This is a genomic window from Paenibacillus sp. FSL P4-0127, from assembly GCF_038007325.1.
GTDB classification, from domain to species: Bacteria; Bacillota; Bacilli; order Paenibacillales; family Paenibacillaceae; genus Fontibacillus; species Fontibacillus macerans.
Genome location: NZ_JBBOWY010000001.1, coordinates 2,110,071 through 2,122,821, shown reverse-complemented (window position 1 = coordinate 2,122,821; position 12,751 = coordinate 2,110,071). Strand labels below are relative to the sequence as shown.

9 protein-coding genes are annotated in these 12,751 nt (G+C 53.2%); 3 read left to right on the top strand and 6 right to left on the bottom strand.

The genetic code is table 11. From position 1 onward, the window contains the following. Positions 1-154 precede the first annotated feature (154 nt). The gene (locus tag NYE74_RS09430) at positions 155-2,326 is read right to left on the bottom strand and encodes a transcriptional regulator (RefSeq protein WP_036619848.1); all 2,172 of its coding nucleotides are present in this window, start codon (positions 2,324-2,326) and stop codon (positions 155-157) included. Positions 2,327-2,770: 444 nt separating this feature from the next. Here NYE74_RS09430 and NYE74_RS09425 point away from each other — a divergent pair, with 444 nt between their 5' ends. Then, entirely contained in the window at positions 2,771-4,792 is a 2,022-nt protein-coding gene (locus NYE74_RS09425) for a vWA domain-containing protein (RefSeq protein ID WP_227872912.1), read from the top strand. On the opposite strand, the gene NYE74_RS09420 is transcribed toward NYE74_RS09425, so the two are convergent. After that, positions 4,758-5,702: a serine/threonine-protein kinase gene (locus NYE74_RS09420; RefSeq protein WP_082207678.1), complete on the bottom strand. Its 945-nt coding sequence runs from the start codon at positions 5,700-5,702 to the stop codon at positions 4,758-4,760. The two genes, NYE74_RS09425 and NYE74_RS09420, sit on opposite strands and share 35 nt — an antisense overlap. Before the next feature lie 321 nt (positions 5,703-6,023). On the opposite strand from NYE74_RS09420, the gene NYE74_RS09415 reads away from it, so the two are divergent. Further along, on the top strand, positions 6,024-6,371 hold the full coding sequence (locus tag NYE74_RS09415) for a toprim domain-containing protein (protein ID WP_036619841.1): 348 nt from the start codon (positions 6,024-6,026) through the stop codon (positions 6,369-6,371). Between the two features lie 65 nt (positions 6,372-6,436). On the opposite strand, the gene NYE74_RS09410 is transcribed toward NYE74_RS09415, so the two are convergent. From NYE74_RS09410 to trpS, 4 genes are all read right to left on the bottom strand, one after another. Continuing rightward, positions 6,437-7,039 (bottom strand): SCO family protein, encoded by a 603-nt coding sequence (locus NYE74_RS09410; RefSeq protein ID WP_036619837.1) that lies wholly within the window; start codon positions 7,037-7,039, stop codon positions 6,437-6,439. 14 nt (positions 7,040-7,053) lie between these two features. Continuing rightward, positions 7,054-7,992, bottom strand: a complete 939-nt coding sequence (gene cyoE / locus NYE74_RS09405; RefSeq protein ID WP_036619835.1) for a heme o synthase — start codon at positions 7,990-7,992, stop codon at positions 7,054-7,056. 753 nt (positions 7,993-8,745) lie between these two features. Further along, entirely contained in the window at positions 8,746-9,660 is a 915-nt protein-coding gene (locus NYE74_RS09400) for a transposase (protein ID WP_124333207.1), read from the bottom strand. Between the two features lie 534 nt (positions 9,661-10,194). Then, positions 10,195-11,178, bottom strand: a complete 984-nt coding sequence (gene trpS, locus NYE74_RS09395; protein ID WP_036627566.1) for a tryptophan--tRNA ligase — start codon at positions 11,176-11,178, stop codon at positions 10,195-10,197. Between the two features lie 509 nt (positions 11,179-11,687). Between trpS and NYE74_RS09390 the strand changes: the two genes are divergently transcribed. After that, positions 11,688-12,683: an aldose 1-epimerase gene (locus NYE74_RS09390; RefSeq protein ID WP_124333208.1), complete on the top strand. Its 996-nt coding sequence runs from the start codon at positions 11,688-11,690 to the stop codon at positions 12,681-12,683. The last annotated feature ends 68 nt before the right edge of the window (positions 12,684-12,751 follow it).

Below are 12,751 nucleotides of genomic sequence, written 5' to 3'. Positions count from 1 at the left end.
ATTTCTTAACTCAACCTATATAGCGCCCCGGAATTTATGTAACGAGGTCAGTCGCCGGATAGCGGCCGGTCCTCCTACATACGACAGTTGCGTATTCTCCGGGCCGGCCAAAAACGGATTTCCTGCGTTTTGACCGCCCGGTCATTTACTTGCATCATGCTTTGACGGGGCTTGTGCCCTTGGTGATCATCACTTCGAGATTTTTCACGTTGCCGTTGTAGATCAAGTCGATATGGCAGAGGTTGTTTTTCTCGTCGATGACGTAATTCATATCGTCCCCGTCATAGATGATCGAGTTGATGAAGCCCCGTTTGGCCAGCCATTGGCTCTTCTGGCTGCTCGGGTTGTTGCTGAAAAATTTGATGATATTTTCATGCTTGAAGTCGGCGGTCTGGAAGCGCAAAATCCGCTCGATATACGTGCTGACCAGCGTCTTGTAAATCGAGTCGAATCCGTCCTCTGACGCCGCCAGGCTTCTCGCTTTGTAAACGGTGATGCGGCGAATGTCCTTGCCCTGAAGCTGCGCGTTTTCGGAGGAGAACACAAAGCCGAAATTTTTCCGGTTGATCGAATCCTTGATCGTATTCGTGAAGCCGGTGATTTCCTTGGCCATAGTTGTCACGGCGCGCAAGCTGTTGTCGCCCGCTTCAATGTCGAAGCGCACGCCCGGAAACTCCTTGCTCGTGTTCTTGAACGATTCCCTCAGGTATTCCGGACACTGATAAGCGGCCACAATCCCGGCGGCGACGTAAGACGCCCCCACATAAACGCCCTCGATCCACAGCTTCAGGATGTCTTCCTTCTCCCGGGAGAGCCGGGCCGCTCCGCCTTCGGTTTGAACCATGCGGCTGTCGATGATCACGCCCGATTTCTCCTTGGGGATAACCGTAAAGTTCGGCAGGCACGGGATGGCGAATTCGCTGTAATCCTTGCGGATGAGCGGCGCGCATTTGTCGATGTATTTGTCGACTCCCGAAGTGGCGATGTTGTTGAACGTCGTCTCCTCGCCCGATTCGAAGCTGAAGAATACCTGCACCTTGAACTCCTTCACGACCGTAAGCAGCATCGCCAGCGATTCCATGTTGTTGCCGTCCTGCTTGACGATTTTCTCGTTGCCCTTGAAGCGCTCGCGGCTAACCTTCACCTTGCCCGCGCTTTCCAGCTCCACCGAAGGGACGATGCCGAACCAGATCGTGTCGGTGAAATCGTTTTTCGCGTTGACGGTGTTCAGATACGTCTCCAGCCGCGGGATGTTGGCGCTCTTGACGGTCATATCCAGCTTGTTGTTCGTGACGAGCATCGACGGCTGCATCCCTTTGTTTTTCACCGAGTATTGGTCAAAAAACATTTTCACGCCCAAAATTTTCTCGACAAGCGGCTTGACCGTTTTCACAAAATCGTCCTTGGCCGTCTTGTAAAATTCCAGATACGTGTTGTAATTTTGCACTTCCTGTTCCACGTTGACTTCCGTGCTCACGGCCGGCAATGGGCTAAAGGTACGTACAACTAAGTCGCGAACATAACCGGACGGAGCCTCCGTAATCGAGTTGTAATCGTCTTCGAAGACGAGCGCCAAACCGTTGGAACCCTTCTCGTCGAGCAGCACCAGCTCCGTGCTTTCACTCTTCGGCGCCTCGATGATTTTCAATTCGCCGCTTTCTCCGATCGTCAGCATCCCGATCTGCACCGCTTCGGCGTCCTTTTCCTCACTGGAGCCCCCCAGCAGAAGCCGCGTTTTAATGTCCTCGATCGCCAGCGGCAGCATCGCCATAACATTGTTATAATTTGCACTTGCCTCTTCAAACATAGCGTTCAGCTTGTCGCCCAAATCCAGCTTTTTCGGATCCTCTTCATCCAGCTTTTCATATTGTCCGTACAAGTAATGGATTTCTTTGCGCACCTGCCGGATATCGTCCATCACCTTTTTCGGCGATATCATATCGAGCAAATTCTCGAATTTGAAATCGACATTGGTCATGCCTTGGCTCCGCTTCGTGTCGATCAGCGTAAACAGCATTTTCAGAAAGTCGTTGTTCTGGTCGATCCGGATTTCCGAAATCGCATCCTCTGCAATACCCTCGGGCTTTTTCAGCGTATAAACGACTTTCTGGTTCGCCGCGTTGAAAAACGAATACACGCACGGCGAAAACTTTGTCAAAAATTCGTCAAAGCTGCGCACGAGCAGGTGCTCGTTGATCTCCTTGATCTTGTCGTCGCTTAAGCTGTCGATCCCTTTAACATCGCCCACAATCGTCAGCAAGTCCAGTTTCTCCGGATTGATCTCATCAAACAGCATCGTTCGGTTGGTTTGATTGATGATATCCATAGAACTTTTTATCCTCCTCCCGCTTCTTCAAAGACGCATTGCCTATGCCAAAAACCCCATATTTCATGCGGCTGCAGGCCCCTAAAAATAGTGCTCTGTATTTAGGTTCTTTCAAAACCGGCACCTTCCGGTCAGGCCTTTAGGGGTAATCATAAACAGCGTCCGCCTAAATTGTCCAATCTGTAGCATTTGCTCCCGAAATAAGGATTTTGGACCTATAGAAAAACCTATGAAAGGGATGATTATCCAATTAAAGGCCTATTTTTTGGAACTCTATACAAATTCAAAGTGGCTGGTCCGATATAAAAGAGATAGTTGAAAGATAGTTTAATATATCTATTTTGTAAATTTTTAGATAATTGAGGTGGGTATTGGATAATGGTTCAAAAGAAGAATCGACAATCATTTGCATTTTTCATTATTTCTAGGACTATATTCCTGTTTTTGCTTTTGGCTGTAACGATCTGCCCGTTTTCCGTTCCCGTTCAGGCCGCCGGACAGCAGCAAAAACCGCAAAATCAGGAAGCCTTTGACGCCATTTTCGTGCTCGACACGAGCTATTCGATGAACCATGCCGATCCGGACAAAATGGCGGGCGAGGTCGTCCGCATGTTTATGGATATCAGCGACGCCAGCCGGACACGCATCGGATTCGCCGCCTACAATCATCAAATCGTGAAGTCCATGCCGCTTACCCCCATCTCCGTCGCCTCCAAACGGGACGAGATCAAGCGGCAGATCGAGGGGCTCCGCCGCACGGGCTACACCGACCTGGGTCTGGGCCTGCTCACGGGCAGCAAGCTGCTGATGGCTTCCGCAAACGATGAGCAAACGGAAGGCCGCAAACCGTTTCTCATCCTGCTGTCCGACGGAGAAACGGATTTCGGCCCATACCGGCAATCCAGAACCAAGGAAGATTCGGCGAAAGACAGCGATGCCGCGATCAAAATGGCCCAAAAAAACGGGTACCCCATTTACACGATCGGGTTGAATCATGACGGTACGGTAAATCCCGATGAACTGAAGCGGATCGCTCAGAGTACCGGAGGCGCTTTCTATACGACAAGCAGCGCGGATGATTTGCCGGAAATTTTCAATCAGATTTTCGCCAGAGAAATGCGCTCCGTGCTGATGCCCGTGGCCGGGGTGACCGCTTCCGGCAAATTGCAGGAGGTTCAGGTGGAGATCCCAAGCTCCTCCATGAGCGAAGCCAACATCATTTTGTTATCCGCGCGCCCGCTGAAGGACGCGCAGTTGTTCTACGAGTCCAAAAATATTCGCTTGTTCAAGTCGAACAGCTATACCCTGCTGAAAATCACCGCGCCGAAAAAGGGAACCGCGACGCTTAAATTCAAGGGAAGCTCGGGAGATTTGGTAAAAATCAGCCTGCTCGGCAGCTACGCCATGGAGGCGAAGGCCAGGCTGACGGACGGGAAAGCGATTAAAGGTAAACCCGCCGGAATCGAAGCGCTATTGATCGACGCCAGTTCGAACGAGCCGTTGCAGGAGAAGGAGCTTTATCAGGGACTAAGCGCCGAACTGGTCGTCCTGGATAAAACCGCAAACACCGAAACCGCGGTGGAAATGAAAAACGAAGGAACAAGTTTTTATACCGAGCACACGTTCAGCGCATCCGGGGAATACGAGTGGTATGTGAAAATGGAGGGGGATACCTTTTTCCGGAACACGCCGGCAACTGTTCAGAAAATCGTTAACCTGGCCCCGGTTGTTCAAGGAAAAGAGCAGCTTCAGCTAACGAAAGAGGACGGGCTGACGGAGCTTGATTTAAACACGTTGTTCCTGGATGAAAATGGGGACAAGCTGAGCTTTGCGCTGCAAGATGCGGCCGGCAAGGCGGCCCGGGCCGAACTGGCCGGCGATCAATTATACATTTCGCCGCTGCGGACCGGCGGATCGGAGCTGACGATTACCGCCACCGATCCGGAAGGCGCCCAGGTCACGGCGCATCTGGCGCTGAAAATCAAATCCAAATATACGGTTCTGAAATGGTCCATCGCCGGCGGGCTTGTACTGGCGCTGATCGGCGTTGCCCTGTATTTCTGGCTGCGGCCCAAGCCGGCTTTTGCCGGCAAACTGGAGGGCTATTTCCTGGCCACGGCCAGCGGCAGCGAAGTTCCGGTCAAATCGTGGCCGCTCACCTCGTTCCCCGGCCGAACCGTCAACCTTGGCGAGTTGTTCCAAAGCCTTGACGTCAACGAGCCGCTGCCGGAAGCGCGGAACATTTTCTTTACGGCGGGCAAGGGAGGCACCCTGATCGTACAAAACAAATCGCGCTGCTCGCTGGTTCGAAACCGTACGCCGCTGGCAAACAACAAGCGGGAAACCCTCGAATACAACGACAAGCTGTACATTACCTTCGAGGACGGGATTACCGAACTGGAGCTGCGCTACAAAGCGATCAAACCGAGCACTAATATTTATACCCGCGCCGATACAGCCAGCTGAGCCTGCATTCGAGACGGATGGCCGCTTTGAACCGGTCCAGCGAAATGCGGCGCTTGTCCGCGGGCACGGCCAACCCGCGTTCGATCGCCCGGGACAAAAACGGCCAGGCGCGCTTCATCTCCGCGTCGACCAGCTCCTGCCGCTCCTCAAACAAGCGTTTGCGGACATCGGTGGGAGCGTGGCCCCGGCAGCAGAAATACAGCACGGCGGCCAGGCTGTAAATATCGCTCTCCGGCCCCTGCCGGGACTGCTCGGAATACAACTCGAGCGGGGAGTATCCCGCTGTCGTTAAAATCGGCCGTCTCTCCTCCGTTCCCCCCGTTGCCGCCGCCGAGCCGAAATCAAGCAGCTTGATGGCCCCGCCGCTTGCGATCATCAGATTGCCCGGCTTCAAATCCCGGTGAATGATGCCGAAGCGGTGCAAATAATCGAGCGTGTCGATGAACGGAAGGATCGTTTCGTAGAAAAAACGCGGTGCAATGGCCGCCTTGTTAGCGGCTATGTATTTGTCGAGCGTGACGCCTTCGCAATATTCCATCACGATATACGCCGTCCCGTTCTGTTCAAAACGGTCCAGGCAGCGTACAATGCCCGGGTGGTCGAGCTTTTCCAGCAGCTCCCCTTCTTGCTGATAAGCGTTCCAGAGCACTTCGAATTTATCGGCCGCCGTGCCGGCCTTGCGGCGCAGCGTCGCTCCGTCCTTGCTCCTGTACACGAACCGGCCCGGGCAAAATTCCTTCACGACGCATCGGCTTCCGTCCGCTTCATTTCGCGCGGTATACACGACCGCCAGCTCGCTGACGGAAAGGACCTTGCGGATGCGGTATTGGCTGCGGGAAGAAGCTTCGCCTTCCCCTCCGATTCTGGCATTTCGCTTTAACTCAAGCCCAAGCATTTGATCACGATTCACCTTTCTATCCTGAACGATATTCCGCAGTATTAACCTGAGCGGGTTATTGACTTATTTTAACACATTAACATAACGTCTGGCGGCTGTCTTCACAGAGGACGGTCCCCCTAACGGATCTTCCCCTAGCAACGGACTCAAACGACTTTATTCGTTCATTTCCCGATCATTTCCTGCTTTAACGGTTGCCGCGAACCACGATCCGCGAGTCATGATCCATCCCTCAGCAAATCAGCCCAGCCCACTTTGCATCGCACCCGCCGCCCGGTATAAACTAAAAGCATACCAAACCGATCCTATCATACTTCCCGGGGTGATTTTAGATTGAGCGTCAGCATCATTGTCGAAGGCAAAAACGACCGCAGTAAGCTGCGCCGCCTGCTGGGCGATGAAGTGCGCATCCTTTGCACCTTCGGTACTCTGAACACGGCAAAACTGGAATCCCTGCGCAAGCAGGCGGGGGACGACGAGCTTTATCTGTTTCTGGACAACGATCCGTCCGGGAAAAGAATCCGCGCGGTCCTCAGGGACGCTTTTCCCGATGCCGAACAAATCTATACCAGACGGGGGTACGCCGGAGTAGAAGGAACGCCTGACGAATATTTAATCGCCCAATTGGAAAAAGCCGGACTGGAGGAATTTATTTTATATCCTCCGCCGGCTTCATACTAGGCTGTAATGTAAACCAATAAGTTTGCGGACAGGCCCTGTCCTTGTTCCAAATCTTTACGACCGGCTTACTCCTTGGCCAAGTCGATTACGCCTTGAGCGATTTCCTCGGGCGTCGCCTCGGGGCGGTAAATTTCGCGCAGGCGTCCCTCGCGGTCGACCATCCCGATCAGATCCATATGCACAAAGTTTCCGTCGTTATCCTTGTTGATCAGGATTTGAAACGAGTTCATCGCCAAATCGATCGTTTTTTGCTCATCCCCGCGCAGGAAATACCAGCCCGAATAATCGGCTTTGAATTTATCGCCGAACGCTTTGACGTTCTCCAGCGAATCCCGCTGCGGGTCGAAGGTGATCGAGACGATGGAGGCGTCTTTGCCGAACAAGCCTTTTTCCTTCAAAATATCCTGCACCTGGCTTAGCCGAAACGTCGTGATCGGACAAACGTCCGGACAGTTGGCAAAGAAGAAATAAAACAATCTAACCTTTCCGTTCGTGTCCTCCAGGGTGACTGTCTTGCCGTCCACATTTTGCATGCTGAATTCGCCCACCGGCCGGATGACCGGAAGCTTCGGCTTGGCGGCATACGTGTCCCACAGCAGATATCCCGCCAAAACAACGCATATCGCCAGCAAAATCCAGGTCCACTTGTACTTTTTCAAAACAGCCATCCCTTAGACCTCCATCACAACCGTACGGTATCGAGAATCATAACGATCATGTTCACCGTCAAATAGTTTACGGAGAACAGAAATACTTTTTTCGCCCAAGCATCGTTGTCCTTGGTGCGGAAGCCCGTCAGCGCCATCAGCAGCCAGGCGACCGACAAAATTTCCGCGATCACCAAAAACCAGATCCCCGTGTAATCATAAACGTACATCATGATCGGAATGGGTACGAGCAACACCAGATACGGGATCATCTGCAGCTTCGTCCGCGGAATGCCCTTCACAACGGGCAGCAGCGGAAAACCGGCCGCGCGGTATTCCTCCGTCCGCCGGATGCCAAGCGCCCAGAAATGCGGAGGTTGCCACAAAAACAACATAGCGAACAGCAAACACGCGCCCAGATCGACGGTACCGGACGCCGCGACGTAGCCGATGGCCGGCGGCATCGCTCCGGAAATCGCCCCGATGGAGGTGCTCCAGGTCGAAGTTCTTTTCAGCCAAAGGGTGTAAACAACGACATAAACGAACATGCCTACTGCGCCGAACAAGCCGGCCAGCGGACCGGAAAACGCAAACAAAACGGCAAGGCCCAAAATGCCCAAAACAACCGCATACCAAAGCACTGTTTTCGGGGCTACCTTCCCGGTCGGGAGGGCGCGGTTTTTCGTGCGAGCCATCTTCATATCCATTTCCCGGTCAAAATAGTTATTAAACACACACGAAGAGGCCATGACCAGCATCGTTCCCAGCAGCATCAAAACCAGCTTGCCGTATTGCAGTTGCCAATGCGAAGCCAACCAAAAACCGGCGAAAGCCGCGATCAGGTTCGAACGCAGGATTCCCGGCTTGGTCAAAGCGATGAAATCTCTCCAAGTCGCCGTCTCTCCCGGAGGAGTAGGTCTCACGGACAACGCAGCGGATTCCGAAGAAGCCTGATATCTTAATGGTTTGTCCACGCGCGATTCATCCTCCTACAAATTAGTATTGAGTTTGGACTAAGCTATATCTATAAATCCGTAAATTATTCGGCAATATTTCGTTCTCGCTATAAACTTTATCATAACAAACCAAGAAAGTGTTTGACAATCATCGGAATATCGCGTGGTTATTTTGACAATTTAGTGACACAAAGGCCACTAGGATTGTCCAACGGCCTTTATAAACTCATCTTTCGCAGAGCAAAAATCAGCGTGAATCCTTGAGCTGAAGGTGTTCAAAGATCTAAGATAGGCGGACAGAAGAGGTGTCTGGCTCAACTTTATAATCCTTGCTTGCCAGTCAAGTCGAAAGCCGATCGTGGCCAAGAAACGCGGAAGGGTGTTGAAAGCTTGAGGATAGGGAAGTGGGGTGACGGCAGATCAACACTCGCTGTCCGGGGCTTTACACGATTATCCCGTTTGATCAGGTAGCAAAAAGAAAGACAAGTTCGGGAGAAAAAAATGTTTGGTGGAGAAGCAGGTAGGCTCGAGATAATTTAGACGGGCTTAGGAGAAGAAATCAGGTTTAGGGGAGATGAAACAGACCGCATAAGAGATCAAGACAGGAAATCAAGACAGGGAATCAAGGACAAGACGCGAAGGAAACGAAAAGACTGTGATTTTGCTGTAGCCTGAACTCTTACGTCTGCAGCAACGCCCGCACTGTTCATGCTAATCCCTACCCATTAAGTTGATCCGCATCAAGTAACCCCCACCGTTCAAACATCACGATCAGGCCGTAGCCGCAAGGGGCAGACTCGGTTGGCGTGCGATCAGCCGGCGGTATGGGATCGCCGGAATCGCCACACACATGCGCAGCAACTTCTGCCGCATCGTTTCTTCCGCTCCGGGCAGTCCTCCTTGCAGGCGCAGCCGACGGCGTACGGTGTACTCGTTCAGGTACGCCTGCAGATGCTTCAGTCCCAGGGCTCCATACGTACTCTTCAGCGATTCCCATGCCTCTCTCACCACTTTCCGCAAGGGCGCATACAGCCGAAAGGCCTGAGGGAACAACTGTACCGCCGATGTACGGACATCCACATGCCCATTGATGAACGCGGTTAGATCGTGACGGTCTGCCCTTTTTTCGCCTCCCCGCTTATGCGGTACCAGGCGGATTTTGACCTGTTCCGGCTCGCCCGACTCCGTGACCGTGCAGCCGGCCACGACCGCCGAGGCGTACGGATGCGAAAGCTGACACCGGGACGGATTACGCCCATACTGATCGCTGTTCACCTTCACGTCTCCGGAGAGCAGCTCCCGGGCATCGAACTCCCCCACGGCATGGCGTATTTTGTGCAGCATCGACCAGGCTGTTTTGTAGGCGACCCGGATCACCTTGCTCAGCCGCAGCGCCGAGATGCCGCCCTCAAGCAGGAATAAATCCAGGGCCTGAAACCACTTCACCAGAGGGAGATGCGTTCCTTCAAAAATCGTGCCGACCAAAGGCGATGTTTGATGCTTGCACTTTCCGCACTCGAACAAAGGGATATGCCGGGAGGTCAGATAGCTGCACCGGGTGTGAGCGCAGCGCGGGCAGACAAAGCCGTTTGGCCACTTCATCGCGATTAGCGCTTCCATGCAGTCCTGCTCGCTGTTAAAACGGCTGCTGAATGATTGAAGTTCCGTTCCCGCATTGACTTCCATATCCGCTCGCCCCCGAATCAAGAATATACGTACATATGTTCCATTTATTTCATTATAGCAAACATACGTTCTCTTATCAAGCCGAAAATCTCACCTGAACCACCTCATTTTTTCCTCAGCTTTTTTGTTTTTTCTTCTCTCTTTTTTGGAACCTTTGCTCTAGCCCTCCCCCTGCTCCCTGCTCCTGAACGAAGGGAATAATCGTGCTAAGGCAGCAGCAGGCAGGGACACCAAGACACGAACGCTTTAGACAGTCCCTTTAGACGGCCCCTCGCCTGGCGGCAATTTGTGACACCGCTCGAAACGGCTACGGTGCAGAAGGTAGATGTACTTACCCCACCGGATCGTGACGCCCTCTGCATCGTTGACGCTTCCTCAACGAAGCAGCCCCAAAAGCCGGGAAGACACTGTTCGCCTCTGTTTCAGCGCCAACTCCGGCAATGGATTCCCTGCTTTACCCTGCTATATCAAGGCTTGTCTGCCGATGTTTTGCTGCGATAGCTGCGATAGTCGAGTTTTTAAATTATAGTTTTCTTACTTAACGACAAACCCCATCAGCCGCTGTACGTCCTGCAGCGTTTTTTCCGCCATTTCGGACGCGCGTTCCGCGCCCTGGCGCAAAATCTGGCGCAGCTCGCCCGACTCGCGGATCTCGCGGTACCGCTGCTGCAGCGGCTCGATCACGCTGACGACGGCCTCGGCCAAATCCTTTTTGAACGGACCGTACATTTGGCCTTCGTAGCGCTTCTCCACTTCTTCGATCGTCAAACCGGCGCACTGGCTGTAAATCGTAATCAGGTTGCTGACTTCCGGTTTGTTCTCCGGATCGAATTTGACCTCGCGGCCCGAGTCGGTCGTTGCCCGGCTGATCTTTTTGCGGATAACGTCCGGTTCGTCCAGCAAAGCGATGTAGCTGCCCGGGTTCGGATTGCTTTTGCTCATTTTTATCGAGGCATCGTCCAAAGACATAATCCGCGCGCCGACCTCCGGAATATACGGCTCCGGAATTGTAAAATAGTCGCCGTAGCGGTGGTTGAAACGTCCCGCCAAATCCCGGGTCAGCTCCAGATGCTGCTTCTGATCCTCGCCTACCGGCACCAAATCGGCATTATAAACCAGGATGTCCGCGGCCATCAAGGCCGGGTACACGAACAATCCCGCGCCAACCGATTCTTTGCCCGCCGATTTGTCTTTAAACTGGGTCATCCGCTCCAGTTCGCCCATCGAAGTGAGCGTGGTCAACAGCCATCCGAGCTGGGCATGCTGCATTACATGGGATTGCAGATAAACGTTCGCTTTATTCGGATCGATTCCCGCCGCGATATACAGCGCCGCAACGGCCTCGGACTGCTCCGTCAATGCGGCCGGTTCCTGGGGAACCGTGATGGCGTGAAGATCGACCACCATAAAGTTGCAGGCGTAATCATCCTGCAGGGTTACGAAATTTTTGATCGCTCCGATGTAATTTCCCAATGTCAGTTTTCCGCTTGGCTGGATGCCAGAAAGCACTTTTTTCATCATTCATTGACCTCCTCGATTTAAATGCAAAAAAGGCCTCACTCCCGCAAGGGACGTGAGACCGTGGTGCCACCCTTATTCGCCGAATTCTCCAGGTCCTTGCAACAGAGCCACCCTTTGTACAAGCCAACCTTGGGCCAAATTCAGCCTTATTGATTCCGTAACGTGGAACGACCCGTCCGGCATACTTCGCATCGCAGCTAGGCTTCCCGCCTGCCCGCGGTTCTGTCCGGCGCTCCGAGGCCCATTCGGCCAAAGCTCCTCCTCCGGTTCGCATCAACCACCGGCTTTCTGCAGGACGAACGTTTCGCTTACTTGCCCTCATCATCGCATTGTCGCTATGGCGAATCCTTGAGGCCGCCCGGACCTCCAGAAACCCGCTTCTATTGATTATCATCATAAAAGTGTTTGCCGTCCATGTCAAATTCATTTTTCGTCTACCGCAAAAAAATGTTATGATTAGTTTTAGCTTAAGGAACAGATAATTATGTGGGAAAAGGAGCAACGATATGAAAAAGGTGACCAAAGGGCAATGGAACGGTTACGATACGTACATCTTACATAGCCACGAACTTGAAGTCACGCTGCTACCCCGCCTTGGCAATAACGTGATTCGCATTTGGGACCGTGTTCAGCAGCGCGATGTGCTGCGGTGCCCGGACGAAAGCGAACTGGATTTCTATTTGCAAAAGCCGTACCATTTCGGCTTCCCTTTGCTGATTCCGCCGGGACGGATCCGCAGGGGGCGCTTCACTTACGCGGGCCAGGAGTATCAGTTTGACCGCAATACGGCAAACGACAACCATATCCACGGGCTGCACCGCACGCAACCCTGGCGCGTCAGCGATATCGAGGAAGACGACGAAGGCTGCGCCATCACCACGGAGTTCGTCACCTCGGACGATCCGAACTGGATTCGGCAATTTCCTGAACCGCTGAAACTTGAAATGACCTTGCGGCTGCAGGGCGCTTCTTTGAAGCAAACCTTTAAAATCACGCACCTGGGGCAAAAAGCCGCCCCGTTCGGTTTGGGCCTTCACACCTGGTTCCTCATCGACGGCGAACCTGGCCGCTGGAACCTGAAGCTGCCGGTTAGCGGGCTGTTCAAAGCCGATGAAGAGCTGATCCCCACTGGTGAGATCGCTCCTTTAGGTCCATGGGAAGCTTTAAACGAAGGGATGAACCTGCAGGGCGTAGATTGCGATACGATGCTGAACATCGGCGGCAAGCCCGCGGTGGCCGAGTTGATCCGGGATGACGGATATGGGCTGCGTTATTCCGCCGATCCGGAATTTTTCAAATTTTGGGTCATCTATTCCAAGGGCGAGGCCGACCGGTTTTTCTGCATCGAGCCTTATACCTGGCTCCCCGACGCCCCGAATTCCCCCCTGCCCGCCGAGCAGACGGGGTTGATTGATCTAAAGCCGCAGCAGTCCATAGAGCTGAACCTGAACCTGGACATCGTTTACCCTGAGGGCGAATCCGCTCCCGAATCCGACTCCTGATCCTTTTTTGCCATGCCTCAATACGAAACCAAGCGGCCGTCCATCATCCATCTGCGATGATGGACGGC